Here is an 18,439-nt window from a genome sequence, read left to right on the forward strand (position 1 = left end):
ACAATTGCCGACCAACTTGATCGAGTAACAGGACCATTACATGATCGCTTGCCTGCGGCTGCTTGCAGCCCTCTGCTTCGCTGCCTTGCTGGCGGCGTGCACCAGCTCGCCCTCGTCCAGCCTGGGCGAGCTGCCGCGCACTCCGGATGCCAGCATCGAACAACTGCTCGAACAGGCGGCTTCCAGCAAGTCCGCGGAAGAAGCGGCACTGCTGCGCCTGGGCGCCGCCGACCTGGCCTACCGACAGGACGACAAGCCGCGCGCCGCGCGGATTCTCGAGCAGATCCCGCTGGAGTCGCTCAAGCCGGCCCAGCAGGTCCTGGCCAGCACCCTGGCGGCGGAGCTGGCGATGAGCCGCAACCAGCCCAGGGCCGCGCTCGGCGCCTTGGCGCACCCGAGCCTGCAACACCTCGGCGAGCTGCCAGCGGATCTGCAGGTGCGCACCTACAGCGTGCATGTCGCGGCCCTCGAAGCCGACGGTCAGGCACTGGAGGCGGCACGCCAGCGCGTGATGCTCGCGCCGTTGCTCGGCGGCGCGGCCGCAACCGGCAATGCCGACGCCATCTGGACCCTGCTCGCCGGGCTGCCCGTCGAGCAGCTGCAAGGCGCCAGCGGCGGCACCGACGTGTTCGCCGGCTGGGCCAGCCTGGCCCTGGCGGTCAAGAGCGCCGGCACCCTCGAGCAGCAACAGGCAGCCATCGACACCTGGCGCAGCCAGCACCCGCAGCATCCGGCGGCCATGCAACTGCCACAGGCATTGGCCAAGCTGCGCGAGCTGGCCAGCCAGCCGCTGGACAGCATCGCCCTGCTGCTGCCCCAGGAGGGTCCCCTGGCCAATGTCGCGCGAGCCCTGCGCGACGGTTTCATGGCCGCTCATTTCCAGGCATCCCAGGCTGGCCAGCCAGCGCCGAAGATCCAGGTCTTCGACAGCTCGCGCATCACCTCGCTGGATGATTTCTACCGCCAGGCCCAGGCCGCCGGCATCCAGATGGTGGTCGGGCCGCTGGAAAAACCCCTGGTCAAGAAGCTGGCCGACTACCCGCAGCTGCCGATCACCACGCTGGCCCTCAACTACGCCGATGCCGGCCAGACCCCGCCCCCACAACTGTTCCAGTTTGGCCTGGCCGCCGAAGACGAGGCACGCGAGGTCTCTCGCCGCGCCCATGCCGACGGCCTGGTCCGCGCCGTCGCCCTGGTGCCGAGCGGCGAGTGGGGCGATCGCGTCCTCAATGCCTTCCGCCAGGACTGGGAGGCCCGTGGCGGCACCCTGCTGGCTGCCGATCACATCGCCCAGCCGGTGGCCCTGGCCCAGCAGATCGCCGACCTGCTCCAGCTGCGCCAGAGCGAAAGTCGCGCCAAGAGCCTGCAGAGCGTCGTGGGCGGTGACGTGGCGGCCCAGCCGGCGCGGCGCCAGGACATCGACTTCCTGTTCTTGGCCGCGACCCCGCAACAGGCCCAGCAGATCAAGCCGACCCTGAACTTCCAGTACGCCGGCAACGTCCCGGTGTACGCCACCTCGAACCTCTACAGCGCCAGTGGCGATGTGAACCAGTACAAGGACATGACTGGCATCATGTTCTGCGAAACGCCGTGGCTGCTCGACAGCGACAACCCACTGCGCCAGCAGGTGGTGCAGCAGTGGCCGCAAGCTGCGGGCAGCCTGGGTCGCCTTTATGCCATGGGCGTCGACGCCTATGGCCTGGCGCCGCGCCTGGGCCAGTTGAAGGCCCTGCCGGACAATCGCATCGACGGGCTGTCCGGCAGCCTGAGCCTGAACCAGAACCAGCGCATCGAGCGTCAGCTGCCTTGGGCGCAGTTCACCGGTGGCCGCATCCAGCGCCTGCCCGATACGCCGCGCTGATGCCCGCTCCGTCGCCCACATCGCATGGCCAGGCAGCCGAACGACATGCCCTTGGATTTCTCCAGGGGCATGGCCTGACGCTGCTTGCGCGCAACTGGCGATGCAAGGGCGGCGAGCTCGATCTGGTCATGCTCGACCGCGATACAGTAGTATTCGTCGAAGTCCGCTATCGCTTGCACGCGGACTTTGGCGGTGCCCTTGGCAGTATCGATGGGCGCAAGCAGAAGCGACTGGCACTTGCCGCCGCTCACTTCCTGCACGAGGAGTCTCGCTGGGCCTGCCATCCGTGCCGTTTCGACGTGATCGCCATGCAAGGCAGCCGTCATGCGGGCCAACCGCTTCAATGGCTGAAAAACGCCTTCGAATGCTGAATCCGTTCAATCACCCTGCTCCGTGTTTCGCGGGCTGGTCCCCTGGTGCGCGTCGCGCCGGCCACCGCCCCACTTAAGGTCTCACCAGATGGACATGCAATCCCGAATTCGCCGGCTGTTCCAGGCCAGCATCGATACCAAGCAACAGGCAATGGACATCCTGGCACCACACATCGAGCTGGCCAGCCAGGTCATGGTCAATGCGCTGCTCAACGAAGGCAAAATGCTCGCCTGCGGCAATGGTGGCTCGGCGGGTGACGCCCAGCACTTCTCGTCCGAGCTGCTCAACCGCTTCGAGCGTGAACGCCCGAGCCTGCCGGCCATCGCGCTCACCACCGACAGTTCGACCATCACCTCGATCGCCAACGACTACAGCTACAACGAGGTGTTCTCCAAGCAGATCCGCGCCCTGGGCCAGCCCGGCGACATCTTGCTGGCGATCTCCACCAGCGGTAATTCGGCGAACGTGATCCAGGCGATCCAGGCCGCACATGATCGAGAAATGATTGTCGTAGCAATGACCGGGCGCGACGGAGGCGGCATGGCATCGCTGCTGCTGCCTGAAGATGTAGAGATCCGCGTTCCGTCGACGGTCACCGCGCGTATCCAGGAAGTCCACCTGCTGACGATCCACTGCTTGTGCGATCTGATCGACAGCCAACTGTTCGGGAGTGAAGAATGATCCCAAGATACCTCGGCCTTATGGCCCTGACCCTGTGCCTGAGCATTTCGGGTTGCAGTTCCGTGATCGATGTGGCCCGCGAGAAGCCGATCGAGGATGACCGGGGCACCCGGACCATCGGCAGCAAGATCGACGACTCGCTGATCGAGACCAAGGTCGCGGTGAACATCGCCAAGGCCAGTCCGGACCTGGACAAGCATTCGCACATCGTCGTCACCAGCTACAACGGTGTGGTCCTGCTGGCTGGCCAGACCCCGCGCGAGGACCTCAAGAGCCTGGCCGAGCAGACTGCCAGCCAGGTGCAGCGTGTCAAGCGCGTGCACAACGAACTGCAGGTCCTGCCGCCCTCTTCCATTCTTGCGCGCAACAACGATGCCTGGCTGACCACCAAGGTCAAGACCCAGATGTTCGGCAATGCCGACGTACCTGGCTCGCGCATCAAGGTCGTCACCGAGAACGGTATCGTCTACCTGCTTGGCCTGGTTACCCAGCAGGAGGCCAACCAGGCCACCGCCGTCGTGCAGGGCGTGTCCGGGGTGCAGAAGATCGTCAAGCTGTTCGAGTACATCGACTAAGCGGATGGCGGACATGAAAAAGCACCCATCTGGGTGCTTTTTCATGTCCGCGGCAAGGGCCTGCGCTCACTGCCCCGTGTGCGCCTCGCTCAGCACCAGGCGGCCGTCCTTGTCCAGGGGGATGGTCGAACCTGGGTCGCGGTCCATCTTCACCTGGCCGGTCTTCTCGCCGATAGCATACTTGACGTTGTAACCGACGACCTTCTCGCTGACGTCGTTGACCGTATTGCAGCGGGTCTGAGTAGTGGTGTAGGTGTCGCCGTTCTGCATGTGCTCCTGCACCTTGTTGCCGGCGTAGCCGCCGCCTACCGCTCCGGCGACCGTGGCGATCTTCTTGCCAGTGCCACCGCCGACCTGGTTGCCCAGCAAGCCGCCGGCCACTGCGCCCAGCACGGTTCCGGCGATCTGGTGCTGGTCCTGCACTGGACGCTGACGGGTAACGGTCACGTCCTTGCACACCTGCCGCGGCGTCTTGATGGTTTCCTTGATCGGTTGAACAGCGATCACCTGGGCGTATTCAGGCCCCTTGTTGACCAAGCTGTAGGTCGCGAATGCGCCTCCGGCAGTCACCGCGACCGCGCCTAGAACCGCACCCACCAGCATTGACTTGTTCACCTGAACCTCCTGATCGTACCTGCGGGTCCGCGCCCGCGCTTGTCCCTGCCTTGGAGCAAAAAAAAAGGCGCAAGTTCAACACTTGCGCCTCTCGCTGCCTCATTCGGCGTGGGAAAAACCCGTCAAGGACGGTCGTCCACACCCTCGGCCTTGACTGGCGGAATCAGGTCTTCGCTGTTCAGGTTCAGCCAGATCAGTACCACGTTGGCGATGTAGATCGACGAGTAGGTACCGGCCATGACGCCGATGAACAGCGCCAGCGAGAAACCGAACAGGTTGTCGCCGCCGAAGAACAGCAAGGCGGCGATCGCCAGCAGGGTCGAAACCGAGGTGGCGATGGTACGCAGCAGGGTTTGGGTGGTCGAGACGTTGATGTTCTCGATCAGCGAAGCCTTGCGCATGACCCGGAAGTTCTCGCGGACCCGGTCGAACACCACGATGGTGTCGTTGAGCGAGTAGCCGATGATGGCCAGCACCGCCGCCAGCACCGTCAGGTCGAAGGTGATCTGGAAGAACGACAGGATGCCCAGGGTCACCACCACGTCGTGGACCAGCGAAATGATCGCCCCGACCGCGAACTTCCACTGGAAGCGGAATGCCAGGTAGATGAGGATGCCGCCCAGGGCCAGCAGCATGCCCAGGCCACCCTGGTCACGCAGTTCCTCGCCCACCTGCGGCCCGACGAACTCGACACGCTTGACCACTGCCGGGTTGTCCCCACCGGTCTTTTGCAGCGCTTCGGCCACGCGGGTGCCCAATTGCGGATCGTCGCCCGGCATGCGCACCAGCAGGTCGGTGGTGGCGCCGAAGCTTTGTACCACGGCTTCGTGGAAGCCGGCCTCGACCAACTCGCCGCGCACCTTCTGCAGGTCCGCCGGACGCTCGTAGGTCAGCTCGATCAGCGTACCGCCGGTAAAGTCCAGGCCGAAGTTCAGGCCCTTCTGCCACCAGCTGAACAGCGCCAGCACGGTCAGAAGCACGGTAATGGCGAACGCGACATTGCGCACGCCCATGAAGTTGATGGTTTTCATGGCAGCCCCTTAAACCCACAGCTTCTTGATGTCACGCCCGCCGCAGGTCAGGTTGACCATTGCACGGGTCACCATGACGGCGGTGAACATCGAGGTGAAAATCCCGAGGGACATGGTGACCGCGAAGCCCTTGACCGGCCCGGTACCCATCGCGAAGAGAATGCCGCCGACCAGCAGGCTGGTCAGGTTGGCGTCGATGATCGCGGTGTAGGCGCGGTTGAAGCCTTCATGAATGGCGCGCTGCACCGACATGCCGGCTTTGATCTCTTCACGGATCCGCGAGAAGATCAGCACGTTGGCGTCGACCGCCATGCCCATGGTCAGGACGATGCCGGCAATGCCAGGCAAGGTCAGGGTCGCGCCAAGCAGCGACATCAGGGCCATCAGCAAGACCATGTTGCCAGCCAGGGCGATCGTGGCGATCACGCCGAAGCCGCGATAGATGGCGATGATGAACAGCGATACGAACAGCATGCCCCACAGGGACGCATCGATACCCTTGGTGATGTTGTCGGCGCCCAGGCTCGGGCCGATGGTGCGTTCCTCGGCGAAGTACATGGGCGCGGCCAGGCCGCCGGCGCGCAGCAGCAGGGCAAGCTCGGACGACTCGCCCTGGCCGTTCAGGCCGGTGATACGGAACTGGCTGCCCAGCGGCGACTGGATGGTCGCCAGGCTGATGATCTTCTTCTCTTCCTGGAAAGTCTGCACCGCGACGTCCTTCTCGACGCCGTCGACCATCTTCTTTTCGTAGCGGGTGATCGGCTTCTGCTCGATGAAGATCACCGCCATGCTGCGACCCACGTTGGTGCGGGTGGCACGGTTCATCAGCTCGCCGCCATGGCCATCGAGGCGGATGTTGACCTGCGGACGGCCGTGCTCGTCGAAACCGGCCTGGGCATCGGTGACCTGGTCGCCGGTGATGATCAGGCCACGCTCGACCGCGGCGGAGCGCCCACCTTCGCGGAACTCGAAGACTTCGGTGGTGGCACGGGAAGCGCCCGGCTCGGCACCGAAGCGGAACTCGAGGTTGGCGGTCTTGCCGAGGATGCGCTTGGCCTCGGCAGTGTCCTGCACGCCTGGCAGCTCGACCACGATGCGATTGGCGCCCTGGCGCTGCACCAGCGGCTCGGCAACGCCCAGCTCGTTGACCCGGTTGCGCACGGTGGTCAGGTTCTGCTTGATCGAGTATTCGCGGATCTCGGCGACCTTGGCCTGGGTCAGCGCCAGGCGCAGCACGGCGAGGTCGTTGCGCTCGCTGGTGGTCAGGTCGAAATCGGTGAAATTCTTGCGAACCAGGTCGCGTGCCTGCTCGCGCGTGGCGTCGTCGGCAAAGCCCAGCATGATGCCGCCGTCCTGCTGCGGCAGGCTGCGGTAGCGGACACGCTCCTTGCGCAGCAAGGTCTTGACTTCGCCTTCATAGACCTTCATGCGTGCAGCCATGGCCTTGTCCATGTCGACTTCGAGCAGGAAGTGCACGCCACCGGACAGGTCCAGGCCAAGCTTCATCGGGCTGGCGCCGAGGTTGCGCAGCCATTGCGGGGTGGTCGGTGCCAGGTTCAGGGCCACGACATAGTCATCGCCCAGTGCCTTGCGCACCACGTCCTTGGCCGGAAGCTGGTCTTCCTGGTTCACCAGGCGCAACAGCGCGCCCTTGCCCTGCTCGCCCAGGTTGGTGCCCTTGACCGCGATGCCGGCATCGTTCAGCGCCTTGCTGGCGCGGTCCAGGTCTGCCTGGCCGACTTGCAGCGCGGTGCTGGCACCGCTGATCTGTACCGCCGGATCGTCAGGGTAGAGGTTGGGAGCGGAATAAATGAAACCGATCGCCAGCACCAGCAAGATCAGTGCGTATTTCCACAGAGGGTATTTGTTCAGCATCACGCCGCCCGTTCAAGACGCGGGGCGCGTTGCGCGCCCCGACTGGAAAAGAAAACCGGTAACTCAGATAGCCTTGAGCGTACCTTTCGGCAGGGTCGCGGCCACGGCGCCCTTCTGGAACTTCAGTTCGACGTTGTCGGAGACTTCCAGAACCACGAAGTCATCGGCGACCTTGACGATCTTGCCGGCGATGCCACCGGTGGTGACCACTTCGTCGCCTTTCTGCAGGGCACCGAGCAGGTTCTTCTGCTCCTTGGCGCGCTTGGCCTGGGGGCGCCAGATCATCAGGTAGAAGATGACCAGGAAGCCGACCAGGAAGATCCACTCGAAGCCGGTACCGGCGGGGCCTGCGGCGGCAGGGGCAGCGTCCGCGTAGGCGGCGGGAATCAGAAAGCTCATTTGACACTCCGGTTGCTAACTAGTTATTGCAAGTTCATCGCTTGCGAATAAGTGAAGGACAGTCAGGCCAAGGGCGGCACGGCAAGCCCGCGCTTGGCATAGAAGGCGTCGACGAAGGCGGCCAATTTACCCTGTTGAATAGCCTCGCGCAAACCAGCCATCAGGCGCTGGTAATGGCGCAAGTTGTGGATGGTATTCAACATGCTGCTCAGCATTTCGCCGCACTTGTCCAGGTGGTGCAGATAGGCGCGGGAGAAGTTCTGGCAGGTATAGCAATCGCAGGTCGGATCCAGCGGCGAATCATCGTGGCGATGGAACGCGTTGCGGATCTTGATCACCCCGGTGTCGATGAACAGATGACCGTTGCGCGCGTTGCGCGTCGGCATCACGCAGTCGAACATGTCGACGCCGCGGCGCACACCCTCGACGAGATCTTCCGGTTTGCCTACCCCCATAAGGTAACGAGGTTTGTCAGCCGGCATCTGCCCCGGCAGGTAGTCGAGCACCTTGATCATTTCATGCTTGGGTTCGCCCACCGACAGCCCGCCGATGGCCAGGCCATCGAAGCCGATCTTGTCCAGGCCTTCCAGCGAGCGCATGCGCAAGTCTTCGTGCATGCCGCCTTGGACGATGCCGAACAGCGCCGCGGTGTTGTCGGCATGGGCGTTCTTCGAGCGCTGAGCCCAGCGCAGCGACAGCTCCATCGAGGCGCGCGCCACGTCGTGCTCGGCCGGGTACGGCGTGCATTCGTCGAAGATCATCACGATGTCCGAGTCCAGGTCGCGCTGGACCTGCATGGACTCTTCCGGCCCCATGAACACCTTGGAACCATCGACTGGCGAGGCGAAGGTCACGCCCTCTTCCTTGATCTTGCGCATGGCGCCCAGGCTGAACACCTGGAAGCCGCCGGAGTCAGTGAGGATCGGCCCCTTCCACTGCATGAAGCCGTGCAGTCCGCCGTGCTTGCTGATCACCTCGGTACCTGGACGCAGCCACAGGTGGAAGGTATTGCCGAGGATGATCTCGGCGCCAATGGCCTCGATGTCCCGAGGCAGCATGCCCTTGACCGTGCCGTAGGTGCCCACCGGCATGAACGCCGGCGTCTCCACCGTGCCACGGGGGAAGGTCAGGCGACCACGACGGGCCTTGCCGTCGGTGGCCAGCAGTTCGAAGGACATACGACAGGTGCGACTCATGCTTGATCCTCTGGGCCGCGTGGCGCCGGATTGCGGGTGATGAACATGGCATCACCGTAACTGAAGAATCGGTATTCCTGCTCCACCGCCGCCGCGTAGGCGGCCATGGTCTGCGGATAACCGGCGAAGGCCGAGACCAGCATCAGCAACGTGGACTCGGGCAGGTGGAAGTTGGTGACCAGGGCATCGACCACATGGAACGGCCGGCCCGGATACAGGAAGATGTCGGTGTCGCCACTGAAAGCCTTGAGCTGGCCATCGCGCGCCGCGCTTTCCAGCGAGCGCACGCTGGTGGTGCCTACCGCGATGACCCGGCCACCGCGTGCCCGGCAGGCTTGCACCGCATCGACCACTTGCTGGCTGACTTCCAGCCACTCCTTGTGCATGTGGTGATCCTCGATGCGATCGACCCGCACCGGCTGGAAGGTGCCGGCGCCCACGTGCAAGGTCACGAAGGCCTGCTCGACACCCTTGGCGGCGATCTGCTCGAGCAGGGCCTGGTCGAAGTGCAGCCCCGCGGTCGGCGCGGCGACCGCCCCGGCGCGTTCGGCGTATACCGTCTGGTAGCGCTCGCGGTCGGCGCCCTCGTCCGGGCGATCGATATAGGGCGGCAGCGGCATGTGTCCGACCCGCTCCAGCAGCGGCAGCACCTGCTCGGTGAAGCGCAGCTCGAACAAGGCCTCGTGGCGCGCGACCATCTCGGCCTCGCCGCCGCCATCGATCAGCAGCATGCTGCCCGCCTTGGGTGCTTTGCTAGCGCGCACATGGGCCAGCACCCGATAGCTGTCGAGCACCCGCTCGACGAGGATCTCCAGCCTGCCGCCGGATGCCTTCTGGCCGAACAGCCGCGCCGGGATCACCCGGGTGTTGTTGAACACCATCAGGTCACCGGGCCGCAGGTATTCCAGCAGGTCGGTGAACCGCCGGTGCGCCAGCACCCCGCTCGGTCCGTCGAGGACCAGCAGACGGCTGCCATGGCGCTCGGCCAGCGGATGGCGAGCGATCAGGGAATCAGGAAGTTCGAAGGAAAAATCGGCGACGCGCATGATGATGTTCGGTTCCACAGGGCCGCAAAGCTTAGCCCAACGCGGAAAAATTCACCATGAAAGCCGATTGACCGCCTTCCAGAGGCTCTCTATACTGCCGCCCCACAAGCCCTGATGGCGGAATTGGTAGACGCGGCGGATTCAAAATCCGTTTTCGAAAGGAGTGGGAGTTCGAGTCTCCCTCGGGGCACCAGGATCCAGAAAAAACCGACCTCATGGTCGGTTTTTTCGTATCCGGACCGCGCCAGTCCGAGCCTTGATCAGTCCTGCACCCACCGACCGTGCTGGAAGCATGCAGGCTTCACACCACTACCCACTCATCCGGCCAAGGTCGCGACCCTCCCCTGCTCCCGCCGGCGCGCATACTCGAAAAACGCCTGCAGGTCGGGCACTGACAGCAGTGGCGCGATCTCGATGATTTCCTCATGCGGCCAGTTCCACCAAGCCAGCTTGAGCAACCGCTCCCGAACGTCCTGGGCAAAGCGGTAGCCAATGACTTTGGCGGGCACCCCACCGACGATGGCATAAGGCGGCACGTCCCGGGTGACCACCGCGCCAGTGGCTACCACGGCGCCATCGCCAATGGTCACGCCAGAGAGGATCGTCGCCGCCGTGCAGACCCAGACGTCATTGCCGATCACCACATCGCCGCTGGGGGGTGTCGGGTCTGGAATGTCCATGGGCAGGAAGGCATGGAACGGATACGAAGTGACCGAGTCGATCCGGTGATTGCCGCCGAGCAGAATGCGCGAGGTGCCTGCCAATGACGTGTAGGCGCCGATCTTCAAGGTCTGTCCGGCCTGATAGTCCTGCACGGTCGGCATGCCGTAGGAGCCGCGACCTATCTGGTAGCGTGGATAGCGGGCGAGGAATTCGGCGCGCCCTCGATCGACCTTGGACAGTTGCTTGATGGCTTTCTTCAGGACCTTCTGGAACTGCTGCTTCGCGGCCGATGGCCCGAGCAGGCGTCGCGCCAGGCGTACCTTCCAGCAGCGGCGCGCAGCGGCCAGGACCTTGTCGACCGGGTCCGTGGCAACCGGCATGGCGTTCTTCTCGTTCATGTATCGATCTCTTCGACTCTGCGTTCCTGCTCTGCGACAGGTCGTCGATACTAAACGGCTTGGCCAGGCCATCCCAGTCCCTGAAGCAGTGGCTGACGATCGCGCCAGCAAGGTCAGCCTTCGATCCCTGGACAGATCTGCCGGGCGATCGCATCGAATTCACGATCATGGCTGGCCCGCTGCGCCGCGCTGAGAAAGCCCTGCCGCTTGACGAAGACAAGCGTTTCCCCGCGCACGTGCTCCACGCGTTGCCACAACTGGTCGGCCTGGTCCTGGGTGATACGACGGGCCTTGCGGGCGCTACCGATGTCGGCTTGAAGAATGTTGGCGCGCATGAAGACATGCGCCTGTCGCGGGTCGGAAATCTCGCCGCCCGGCTGCCCCACCACCTCCTGCTGCTGGGGCAGGTTGCAGCTCGGCAGCGCCTCGGCATGCTCGCCAGCGACGGCTCCGAGCCCAAGCGTTGCAAGACCTATGACCAGCGGCAGCTTCATGTCGTGCTCCTGATTCTCACGTAGCCTGGGGTGATTGCGCCATGTCCCATAGGAGTCGACAGAGAACCTTTCGTTCCTGGCGATGCACGCTAGCGCCCGGCCATCCGCTCAGACCAGCAGCATCCTTTTCGTCTGCTCGCGCAAGGTATGGAACGGCGCCACCAAGCGGATCGGCGTTCCGTTGACATGCGTCAGCCGCCCGCTCCAGGCCTCGCTGTAAAGCGTCTTGAGATCGTTGCGATCCTGCTCGGTCAATTGGCTGTCGGGGCCATAGTTCATGATCGAGGTCCGGCTCTGCCTACCATAGGGCCTGGAGGGGAAGCTCGCCTCGCGCTGCGGCGCGAACCAGTGACGCAGGCCGAATACATGGCCAAGTTCATGGGCCAGGCTTTCGACCTGCTCGGCCGGGTCCTGCCTGAACAGGGTGGGATAGATGACCAGGTCATGCCGCCCCGGATCGGGGAAGAACGCACTGGCCAGCACGCAGCCGCCTGTTTCGTCGCAACGCTCCACCGCCTGGACCACGATCTGGAAGTCCCAGGCGTCGTCGTCGCGTGTGAAGGCCACCGGCACCGCATCGCCCCAGGCCCGTAGCGCCTGGCAGAAAAGCGCCTCGATGCGGGCCTTGACCTCGTCGGGCGCCTCGAACGGCAGCAACGACTGTTCGCGAAAGCGCCAGCGCAGAATCGAGCCCTCGCTCCAGAGCGGAATGAAGCCCTGGGTGGCATCGAGTTGCAACTCGGCGATATCGCGCACGCTGCCACGCGATTCGGTGTCACAGATGATGGTTTGCCCAGGACCATAGCGGTGGACGCTGGAGGCGCGCTCGTCAGTAACGGCGGGAGCGGGCTTGAGACGAAACGGGTCGGTGGAAGACGAGGGTTTGCCGGGCTGTTTCCTGGATTTGCTGATGGCCATGAGTCCGTCCTTGTGCGCGAGGTTGCCGCACAAAAGCTAGTCGACCGGAGCGCGTATGCAAGCGGCGGCTCGGCCTGCCCGGCGAACCATCCGTCGACGCTGCCCGCAGTCCCGGCACGCGCTCCGTTCGATTCACTGCCCTGCCTGCAGGAACCGGGCTCGCTGCTCGGCGCTGGGCAGCGGACACTGCGCATATCTGCCGAAGATCCGGTAGCGGTTATGGGCAATACGGTCGTAGCACCAGTCGCGCAGCGCCTTGGGAAAGATGCGCAGCACGCTGAGCCAGCGCCACCCGCCAGAAAGTTTCGGGGCGATCTCGAAGAACGCGTCGGAGCGGATCCAGAAGCGCTTGCCGCGAATCACGGCGATGGTATCGAAACGGTCCTGGGGCAGGCCAGCCCAGGCCAGCAGCCGCTGGCCCTCGGGGGACTGCACGGTAGCCAGGCGCAACCGCCGATGCCGGTCATGGCGGACCAGGAACCTGATCACGCCATTGCACAGCTTGCAGACACCATCGAACAGCACCACCGTCTCGCCCGGCTCCAGGAACGGCGCGGGCGTTGGACGTTCGGCGGGCGTTGGCATGGGCGAACTCCTCATCGCGCGGATCGGTTCTCTGTTTGACCAGCGGTTCGCGGCATCGTGCCGCCGCTCGCAGGCAGGCCCTGCAAGCTTTCAGCCCCGCACCCATGCTGCGCTCCAGGCGCCAGCACGATCTGGTTCCGCCCCGCGCTCTTGGCCTGGTAGAGCGCCATGTCCGCCGCGTGCAGCCAGCTGTCGGGGGTCGCCAGGCACCTGTCGAACGGTGCGATGCCGATGCTCAGGCTGAGGGTCAGCTGTGGCAGGTCCGGGACACGGTAGGCATCGATCGCCTGGCGTAGCCGCTCGAGTACCTCCAGGGCCTGCTCCGGCGTGGTGTCAGGCAGCATCACGCAAAATTCGTCGCCGCCATAGCGGGCCACCGGATCGCTCTTGCGCAGATGACTCGACAGGTTGTCGCCCACCAGCCGCAGGATGCCGTCGCCGACCAAGTGACCGTAGCTATCGTTGATCTGCTTGAAGTGGTCGATGTCGATCAGGGCCAGGTTGTTGACCTGCCCGCTGGCATGGCAGCGCTGGAACGCCACCAGCAGCAAGTCCTTCCAGGCCCCATGGTTGATCAACCCGGTGAGACTGTCGGTCTTGCTCAGCCGTGCCAGTGCGCGCTTGTGCGCGGTGAGCTGGGCCGTGACCTGGTAGCAGATCAGCCCGATCGCCATGGGATAGACCAGCAGGATCGGCAGGCAGGCGAGCATCTGCGCCTGGGTCGTCTCAGGCAACAAGGGCGGCGCGTACAACCACAGGCCCAGGCCGATGCCGAGCGCCTGGGCCAGGACGGTCTTGACCAGCATGTGCACACCACCGGCCGCGATCTTGTCCATGGCGATCATCGACAGGATGATCACGCTCGGTAGCGGGTTGAGCCCCATCACGCCGGCCCAGCAACCGCCGAAGAAACCGTCGCAAACCAGGCTGCGCTGCTCGGTACGAAAGGGCTGCGACGACAGCCGGGCCCACTGGAAGGCCAGGTGAGGCCAGACGAATCCATGGGCCAGCAGCAGTGCCCAGGTCCACCAGGCCGGCTGCAACGGCCAGATGCCGATCATCACGCAGAAGAAGCCGAGCCCTGTGCCCACGGCACGCGGCAGGTACATGCGTTTGGCAAAGGACAGCCCTTTGCCTTGCGGTTCTTTCATCGAACTTACACCGATCTGATTGTTGTCCACGACTGCACCGGTCAGACGGCAAGCCTGAACCGCGGCTCGGTGATGGCATTATATTGCCACCATCAAAATGATCACTTCAAACGCCGTGGACCAAGCGCGCAAACATTTTGCGCCATGGTGCCCGCGACTCAGGTCTGCCTTGCCCCTCAGCTGCTGACATCTGGCAACACAAGGCGACGAACAGTGGCGAACCTTGCTCGCCCGACAACGTCGGAAACCTGCACCCACCCCCATTTTGAGGTTCTCCGCGTGAAGGAAATGCTCGCTCGCAAGTACCGCCTGGTGGTGAAGACCTTCGGCTACATAGGCTGGTCGCTGTTCTGGCTGCTTATCTGGGATGTCCTGGTCACGATCGACTTCATGCTGTTCTTCAATAGCAAGTTCTCGCTACCGCTGATTCCACTGACCCTGCTCGGCTCCTCCCTGGTGGTGCTGGTCAGCTTTCGCAACAGCAGCGCCTACAATCGCTGGTGGGAAGCGCGCACGCTGTGGGGCGCGCTGGTCAACAGCTCACGCAGCTTCGCCCGCCAGGCGCTGACCCTGATCGATGATCCGGCAGAAGGTCGCAACCCGATCAAAGCCACATTGCTGCGGCGCCATGTGGCCTACGTCAACTGCCTGGCTGCCCACCTCAAGGGCGAAACCTGCCCGAGCGAACTGATGGCATTCATCACGCCGGACGAATTCGAGCGGCGCAACGGTTCGAACAACTTCGCCAACGACATCCTCAGCGGCTCTGCGGCATTGCTGGCCAAGGAGTACCAGGCCGGGCGACTCGACAGCATTCGTCTGGCGCGCCTGGAATCGACCCTGGTGGACCTGTCCAACGCCCAAGGCGGCATGGAGCGCATCGCCAACACTCCGCTGCCCTACCCCTACGTCTACTTTCCGCGGCTGTTCATCAGCCTGTTCTGCCTGATCGTGCCAATCGGCCTGGTGGAGTCGCTGGGCTGGTTCACCCCGCTGGCCTCGACCGTGGTCGGTTTCATGCTGCTGGCCATCGAGCGCATCGGCACGGACCTGCAGAGCCCGTTCCGTTTCAGCGAGCACCAGATCCAGATGGACAACATCTGCGAGACCATCGAACGCAACCTGGAATCGATGCAGCGCGAAGCACAGTGCGGCGAGCTGGCACACCAGGTACCGATCGTTCAGGCGCGTACATAGCGTTGGCGCAACAGGTCGCTGGCGGCATCGACCAGCAGCACCAGTACCAGCATGGCGATGATCACCGTGCTGGCTTGTGCCTCCTGGAACAGGCTCAAGGTGGCGTAGAGCATCTGCCCCAGGCCGCCGGCGCCGACCAGGCCAAGGACGCTGGCCATGCGGATGTTGTTCTCCCAGCGGTACAGGCTGTAGGCCAGCAACTGCGGCCAGAGGTTGGGCAAGGTACCGAAGCAGAATGCCACGACCTGGCTGCCGCCTTGCAAGCGAATCGCCGTGGCGGGCGCGGCGGGGGCGTTTTCCAGCGCCTCGGCGAACAGCCGTCCCAGCACGCCCGTGGTGTGCAGGGCCAACGCCAGGGTCCCGGCATTGGGCCCGAGGCCTGCCGCCAGTACCGTCAGCGCGGCCCATACCAGCTCGGGTATGGCCCGCAGGGCATTGAGCAGCAAGCGCACGGCGCCTTGCAGCAGCCAGCCGAAGCGCCCGGCGGCCGGCAACGCCAGCAGCAGGCCGAGGAGCATCGCCAGCAAGGTGCCAAGGCCAGACATGGCCAACGTCTCCAGCGCGCCCCAGGCGACGGCGCGAAGATGTCCGGCGGACAGGTCCGGTTGCAGGAAACGCCCGGCATACTCGCCCATCTGCGCCAGACCACCCTCGGCCACCAGGGCACCCAGGTCCAGTTGCAGGTAGCCGAACGAAGCCACGACCGCAGCCAGCATGCACAGCAGCAGCGACAGGTTGATCCAGCGGCTCATGTCAGTCTCCCACGCAGGAAGCGGCTGAGCAGGTCGGCAACCATCACCAGCAGCAGAAAAGCCAGCAACATGCTGGCCACCTGGTCGCCAGCGAACATGCGCATCGACAGGTCGATCTGCTGTCCCAGCCCGCCCGCGCCGACGAACCCCATCACCACCGAGGCGCGAACGGCGCATTCCCAGCGATAGACCGTATAGGACACCAATTCCGCCCCGGCATTGGGCAGGATGCCGTAGCAGAAGCCGGCCAGCCTGTCGCTGCCACCCTGCAGCAAGGCATGCATCGGCCGCTGGTCGACCGATTCGAAGATCTCGGCATAGACCTTGCCGAGCATCCCGCTGTAGGTAATGGCGATCGCCAGGACCCCCGCGGTCGGCCCCAGGCCCACTGCGCGGACGAACAGCAGTGCCCAGACGATTTCCGGCACGCTGCGCAGGAACACCAGCACGCCGCGTACCGGCATGCGCAGCATGCGCGACCAGCCACCGACCCGGCCGCCCCGCGAGGCCGCGGTCAACGACAGGGCACGGCTGGCCAGCAGACTTGCCGGAACCGCCAGCGACAGTGCCAGAAACATCCCGGCGGTGGCCACGGCCAGCGTCTGCAAGATGGCCTCGAGCAGCAGCGCCAGGAACTCCCGATCGTGTGCCGGTGGCCAGAAGGCGCCGAGGAAGCTGCCCATCTGCTGGCGGTTCTCGGCTTGCAGCAACACGCCTGGATCGAGTTCGCTCAAGCGCAGGCCGGGCCACAGCAGCACGATCGCCAATGCGCTCAGCAGCAAGCGGGGCAAGGCCGCGGGGTCGCGGCGGTCGACCTTCAGCATCGAGGAATCTGCAGGTTCAGGGTCGTGCTTGGCAAAACCGGCGAAACCAGCTGCTCGTTGGCGTACAGATCTCGCAGCACGCCGGGATCGACCTCTTGCGAGGGGCGATCGAAGGCGATCTGGCCATCTCGGATGCCAATGACCCGTGAAAAATGCGCCAGTGCCAGCTCCACCGCATGCAGGCTGGCGACCAGCGTGGCGCCAGAAGCCCGGGCGTGTCGGACGAGCAGCGCCAGGCTGTGCTCGGCCAGCACCGGGTCCATGGCCGAGACTGGCTCGTCGGCCAGCAGCAATCGTGGGCGCTGATAGAGCGCCCGGGCAATGCCGACCCGCTGCAATTGGCCTCCTGACAGCTGGCCACACTGGGCGAACAGCTTGTCGGCCAGGCCGAATTCGGCCAGCGCCTGCCGGGCCCCTGGTACATCGGTCGGGTGCACCAGGTTGAGCAGGCCACGCAATGTGCTCCATTGGCCCAGGCGCCCGGCCAGCACGGCGGTGACCACGCGCTGGCGCGGTGGCAGCGGTGGCGCCTGATGCACCAGCGCGATGCGCGTGCGCAGGCGCTGGCGGGCGCGCGCCGAGACCGCCCAGGGGCGCACGCCAAGCAGTTCGATCTCCCCTGCCCCAGGCTGCGCGGCGGTGGCCATCAGGTGCAGCAAGCTGGACTTGCCAGCGCCGGAGGGCCCGATGATGGCGACCTGCTCGCCGGTATCGATCCGCAGGTCCACGGCCTCCAGCGCCCGAACCTGCCCATGCCGCAAACCGACGCCCGACAGGTGGATGCTCACTTGAGCAGCCCGGCGGCGCGCGCAGCCTCCTCGGTGCCCTGGTAGTTTTCCGGGCTGGTCTCGATGAAGCGGCTGGCGGCCTGCAAGTCGAGAATCGCCTTGTGCTCGGGATTGGCCGGGTCGAGCGCGAGGAACGCCGCCTTGAGCTTGCTCTTCAGCACCGGGTCGAGGTTGCCACGCACGGTCCAGTTGTAGTCGAAGTAGGTCGGCGTGGTTGCGAACACCTTGACCTTGTCGGTATCGACCTTGCCGGAGGCGACCAGCTTGTCCCACACGCTGGCGTTGAGCACCCCGGCGTCGACCTTGCCAGCCTGCACCCAGGCCGCGGTGGCGTCATGCGCGCCTGAATAGGCGATTCGGCTGAAGTACCCCTCGGGGGTGATGCCGTCGTTCTTGAGCATGAAATAGCGTGGCATCAGGCTGCCCGAGGTCGAGGAAATCGAGCCGAAGGCGAAGGTCTTGCCCTTGAGATCGGCCAGGCTGTGCACTTGCGGGTTGGCCGTGATGAACTTGCTGGTGAACTGCGCATCCTGCTCGCGCTGCACCAGCGGGGTCGCGGTCGGGTCCTTCAGGTGCACCTGGACGAAGGTGAAGCCGCCCAGCCAGGCCATGTCGAGCCGATTGCTGGCCAGCGCCTCCACCACCGCCGGGTAGTCGGCCACCGGCACGAACCGCACCTTCATGCCGGTCTGCTGCTCGAGGTAGGCCCCAAGCGGCTTGAACTTGCGCAGCAATTCGGTCGGCGCCTCGTCGGGAATGGCACTGACCCGCAGGGTATCGGCGGCCTGGGCAAGGGCGGCGCAGCAGGACAGCACGAGGCCGGCGGCAAGCGCGAGCGGGCGTTTGAGCATGAGGTTCTCCGGTTCAATAGCGGGGAAGGATGGCAATGTGGTTGTCTGCCGGCGTGCGGCTGCGCTGGGACAGCGACGAGACGGCGTCGCGACATGCGGTCGAGCGGACAATTATAAGAGCCGCAGGCGCAAAGGCCAGCTTTGCTACAATCGCGCATCACGAAAAT

General features: G+C 64.7%; 20 protein-coding genes and 1 tRNA gene. 6 read left to right on the forward strand and 15 right to left on the reverse strand.

Annotated features, from left to right (window positions below; translation table 11 throughout):
* Positions 1–40: 40 nt before the first annotated feature.
* The 4 genes from ACY8GK_RS11810 (at position 41) to ACY8GK_RS11825 (ending at position 3,489) form a co-directional block, all read left to right on the forward strand.
* The gene (locus tag ACY8GK_RS11810) at positions 41–1,861 is read left to right on the forward strand and encodes a penicillin-binding protein activator (protein ID WP_196177160.1); all 1,821 of its coding nucleotides are present in this window, start codon (positions 41–43) and stop codon (positions 1,859–1,861) included.
* Positions 1,861–2,232 (forward strand): YraN family protein, encoded by a 372-nt coding sequence (locus ACY8GK_RS11815; RefSeq protein ID WP_196177158.1) that lies wholly within the window; start codon positions 1,861–1,863, stop codon positions 2,230–2,232. The genes ACY8GK_RS11810 and ACY8GK_RS11815 overlap by 1 nt, the downstream gene beginning before the upstream one ends.
* Positions 2,233–2,320: 88 nt before the next feature.
* Positions 2,321–2,914, forward strand: coding sequence for a phosphoheptose isomerase (locus ACY8GK_RS11820; protein WP_196177156.1), 594 nt, complete (start codon positions 2,321–2,323; stop codon positions 2,912–2,914).
* The gene (locus ACY8GK_RS11825; RefSeq protein ID WP_196177154.1) at positions 2,911–3,489 is read left to right on the forward strand and encodes a BON domain-containing protein; all 579 of its coding nucleotides are present in this window, start codon (positions 2,911–2,913) and stop codon (positions 3,487–3,489) included. Before ACY8GK_RS11820 ends, ACY8GK_RS11825 begins: the two co-directional genes overlap by 4 nt.
* Positions 3,490–3,555: 66 nt before the next feature.
* Here the strand turns inward: ACY8GK_RS11825 and ACY8GK_RS11830 are convergent, their stop codons facing one another.
* From ACY8GK_RS11830 to queA, 6 genes are all read right to left on the reverse strand, one after another.
* Positions 3,556–4,104: a glycine zipper 2TM domain-containing protein gene (locus ACY8GK_RS11830; RefSeq protein WP_462401324.1), complete on the reverse strand. Its 549-nt coding sequence runs from the start codon at positions 4,102–4,104 to the stop codon at positions 3,556–3,558.
* A gap of 122 nt (positions 4,105–4,226) precedes the next feature.
* Complete coding sequence (gene secF / locus ACY8GK_RS11835) at positions 4,227–5,135, reverse strand: protein translocase subunit SecF (protein WP_196177150.1); 909 nt, start codon at positions 5,133–5,135, stop codon at positions 4,227–4,229.
* Between the two features lie 9 nt (positions 5,136–5,144).
* Positions 5,145–7,010, reverse strand: a complete 1,866-nt coding sequence (gene secD / locus ACY8GK_RS11840; RefSeq protein ID WP_196177148.1) for a protein translocase subunit SecD — start codon at positions 7,008–7,010, stop codon at positions 5,145–5,147.
* 63 nt (positions 7,011–7,073) lie between these two features.
* Positions 7,074–7,409 (reverse strand): preprotein translocase subunit YajC, encoded by a 336-nt coding sequence (gene yajC, locus ACY8GK_RS11845; protein ID WP_196177146.1) that lies wholly within the window; start codon positions 7,407–7,409, stop codon positions 7,074–7,076.
* Positions 7,410–7,471: 62 nt separating this feature from the next.
* The gene (gene tgt / locus ACY8GK_RS11850; protein WP_196177329.1) at positions 7,472–8,587 is read right to left on the reverse strand and encodes a tRNA guanosine(34) transglycosylase Tgt; all 1,116 of its coding nucleotides are present in this window, start codon (positions 8,585–8,587) and stop codon (positions 7,472–7,474) included.
* Between the two features lie 14 nt (positions 8,588–8,601).
* Entirely contained in the window at positions 8,602–9,651 is a 1,050-nt protein-coding gene (gene queA / locus ACY8GK_RS11855) for a tRNA preQ1(34) S-adenosylmethionine ribosyltransferase-isomerase QueA (RefSeq protein WP_196177144.1), read from the reverse strand.
* 108 nt (positions 9,652–9,759) lie between these two features.
* Between queA and ACY8GK_RS11860 the strand changes: the two genes are divergently transcribed.
* Positions 9,760–9,844 (forward strand) — tRNA-Leu (locus tag ACY8GK_RS11860).
* Between the two features lie 124 nt (positions 9,845–9,968).
* Here the strand turns inward: ACY8GK_RS11860 and ACY8GK_RS11865 are convergent.
* From ACY8GK_RS11865 to ACY8GK_RS11885, 5 genes are all read right to left on the reverse strand, one after another.
* A complete protein-coding gene (locus tag ACY8GK_RS11865) occupies positions 9,969–10,712 on the reverse strand; it encodes a CatB-related O-acetyltransferase (protein WP_329604758.1) in 744 nt (247 codons plus the stop codon).
* Between the two features lie 113 nt (positions 10,713–10,825).
* Positions 10,826–11,206, reverse strand: a complete 381-nt coding sequence (locus ACY8GK_RS11870; RefSeq protein ID WP_462401325.1) for a hypothetical protein — start codon at positions 11,204–11,206, stop codon at positions 10,826–10,828.
* A 108-nt stretch (positions 11,207–11,314) separates the two neighbouring features.
* Complete coding sequence (locus ACY8GK_RS11875) at positions 11,315–12,124, reverse strand: M12 family metallo-peptidase (RefSeq protein WP_462401326.1); 810 nt, start codon at positions 12,122–12,124, stop codon at positions 11,315–11,317.
* 132 nt (positions 12,125–12,256) lie between these two features.
* Positions 12,257–12,709: a thiol-disulfide oxidoreductase DCC family protein gene (locus tag ACY8GK_RS11880; protein ID WP_462401327.1), complete on the reverse strand. Its 453-nt coding sequence runs from the start codon at positions 12,707–12,709 to the stop codon at positions 12,257–12,259.
* Between the two features lie 11 nt (positions 12,710–12,720).
* The gene (locus ACY8GK_RS11885) at positions 12,721–13,860 is read right to left on the reverse strand and encodes a diguanylate cyclase (RefSeq protein WP_196177135.1); all 1,140 of its coding nucleotides are present in this window, start codon (positions 13,858–13,860) and stop codon (positions 12,721–12,723) included.
* Positions 13,861–14,139: 279 nt separating this feature from the next.
* On the opposite strand from ACY8GK_RS11885, the gene ACY8GK_RS11890 reads away from it, so the two are divergent.
* Positions 14,140–15,057, forward strand: coding sequence for a bestrophin family protein (locus ACY8GK_RS11890; protein ID WP_462401328.1), 918 nt, complete (start codon positions 14,140–14,142; stop codon positions 15,055–15,057).
* Here the strand turns inward: ACY8GK_RS11890 and phnE are convergent.
* From phnE to ACY8GK_RS11910, 4 genes are read right to left on the reverse strand one after another with little or no spacing between them, the layout of a single operon-like run.
* Positions 15,042–15,809, reverse strand: coding sequence for a phosphonate ABC transporter, permease protein PhnE (gene phnE / locus ACY8GK_RS11895; RefSeq protein WP_196177131.1), 768 nt, complete (start codon positions 15,807–15,809; stop codon positions 15,042–15,044). The genes ACY8GK_RS11890 and phnE overlap by 16 nt on opposite strands.
* Positions 15,806–16,633, reverse strand: coding sequence for a PhnE/PtxC family ABC transporter permease (locus ACY8GK_RS11900; RefSeq protein ID WP_196177129.1), 828 nt, complete (start codon positions 16,631–16,633; stop codon positions 15,806–15,808). Before ACY8GK_RS11900 ends, phnE begins: the two co-directional genes overlap by 4 nt.
* Entirely contained in the window at positions 16,627–17,421 is a 795-nt protein-coding gene (locus tag ACY8GK_RS11905; protein ID WP_196177127.1) for an ATP-binding cassette domain-containing protein, read from the reverse strand. Before ACY8GK_RS11905 ends, ACY8GK_RS11900 begins: the two co-directional genes overlap by 7 nt.
* On the reverse strand, positions 17,418–18,272 hold the full coding sequence (locus ACY8GK_RS11910) for a putative selenate ABC transporter substrate-binding protein (RefSeq protein WP_196177125.1): 855 nt from the start codon (positions 18,270–18,272) through the stop codon (positions 17,418–17,420). Before ACY8GK_RS11910 ends, ACY8GK_RS11905 begins: the two co-directional genes overlap by 4 nt.
* Between the last annotated feature and the right edge of the window lie 167 nt (positions 18,273–18,439).

The organism is Pseudomonas sp. Marseille-QA0332 (assembly GCF_054950175.1).

What these genes read in the sequence shown, in the direction of transcription:
- ACY8GK_RS11810 (WP_196177160.1), top strand. Translation starts at nt 41, where the DNA reads ATGATCGCTTGCCTGCGGCTGCTTGCAGCCCTCTGCTTCGCTGCCTTG.
- ACY8GK_RS11815 (WP_196177158.1), top strand. Translation starts at nt 1,861, where the DNA reads ATGCCCGCTCCGTCGCCCACATCGCATGGCCAGGCAGCCGAACGACAT.
- ACY8GK_RS11820 (WP_196177156.1), top strand. Translation starts at nt 2,321, where the DNA reads ATGGACATGCAATCCCGAATTCGCCGGCTGTTCCAGGCCAGCATCGAT.
- ACY8GK_RS11825 (WP_196177154.1), top strand. Translation starts at nt 2,911, where the DNA reads ATGATCCCAAGATACCTCGGCCTTATGGCCCTGACCCTGTGCCTGAGC.
- secF (WP_196177150.1), bottom strand. Translation starts at nt 5,135, where the DNA reads ATGAAAACCATCAACTTCATGGGCGTGCGCAATGTCGCGTTCGCCATT.
- secD (WP_196177148.1), bottom strand. Translation starts at nt 7,010, where the DNA reads ATGCTGAACAAATACCCTCTGTGGAAATACGCACTGATCTTGCTGGTG.
- yajC (WP_196177146.1), bottom strand. Translation starts at nt 7,409, where the DNA reads ATGAGCTTTCTGATTCCCGCCGCCTACGCGGACGCTGCCCCTGCCGCC.
- tgt (WP_196177329.1), bottom strand. Translation starts at nt 8,587, where the DNA reads ATGTCCTTCGAACTGCTGGCCACCGACGGCAAGGCCCGTCGTGGTCGC.
- queA (WP_196177144.1), bottom strand. Translation starts at nt 9,651, where the DNA reads ATGCGCGTCGCCGATTTTTCCTTCGAACTTCCTGATTCCCTGATCGCT.
- ACY8GK_RS11865 (WP_329604758.1), bottom strand. Translation starts at nt 10,712, where the DNA reads ATGAACGAGAAGAACGCCATGCCGGTTGCCACGGACCCGGTCGACAAG.
- ACY8GK_RS11870 (WP_462401325.1), bottom strand. Translation starts at nt 11,206, where the DNA reads ATGAAGCTGCCGCTGGTCATAGGTCTTGCAACGCTTGGGCTCGGAGCC.
- ACY8GK_RS11875 (WP_462401326.1), bottom strand. Translation starts at nt 12,124, where the DNA reads ATGGCCATCAGCAAATCCAGGAAACAGCCCGGCAAACCCTCGTCTTCC.
- ACY8GK_RS11880 (WP_462401327.1), bottom strand. Translation starts at nt 12,709, where the DNA reads ATGCCAACGCCCGCCGAACGTCCAACGCCCGCGCCGTTCCTGGAGCCG.
- ACY8GK_RS11885 (WP_196177135.1), bottom strand. Translation starts at nt 13,860, where the DNA reads ATGAAAGAACCGCAAGGCAAAGGGCTGTCCTTTGCCAAACGCATGTAC.
- phnE (WP_196177131.1), bottom strand. Translation starts at nt 15,809, where the DNA reads ATGAGCCGCTGGATCAACCTGTCGCTGCTGCTGTGCATGCTGGCTGCG.
- ACY8GK_RS11900 (WP_196177129.1), bottom strand. Translation starts at nt 16,633, where the DNA reads ATGCTGAAGGTCGACCGCCGCGACCCCGCGGCCTTGCCCCGCTTGCTG.
- ACY8GK_RS11910 (WP_196177125.1), bottom strand. Translation starts at nt 18,272, where the DNA reads ATGCTCAAACGCCCGCTCGCGCTTGCCGCCGGCCTCGTGCTGTCCTGC.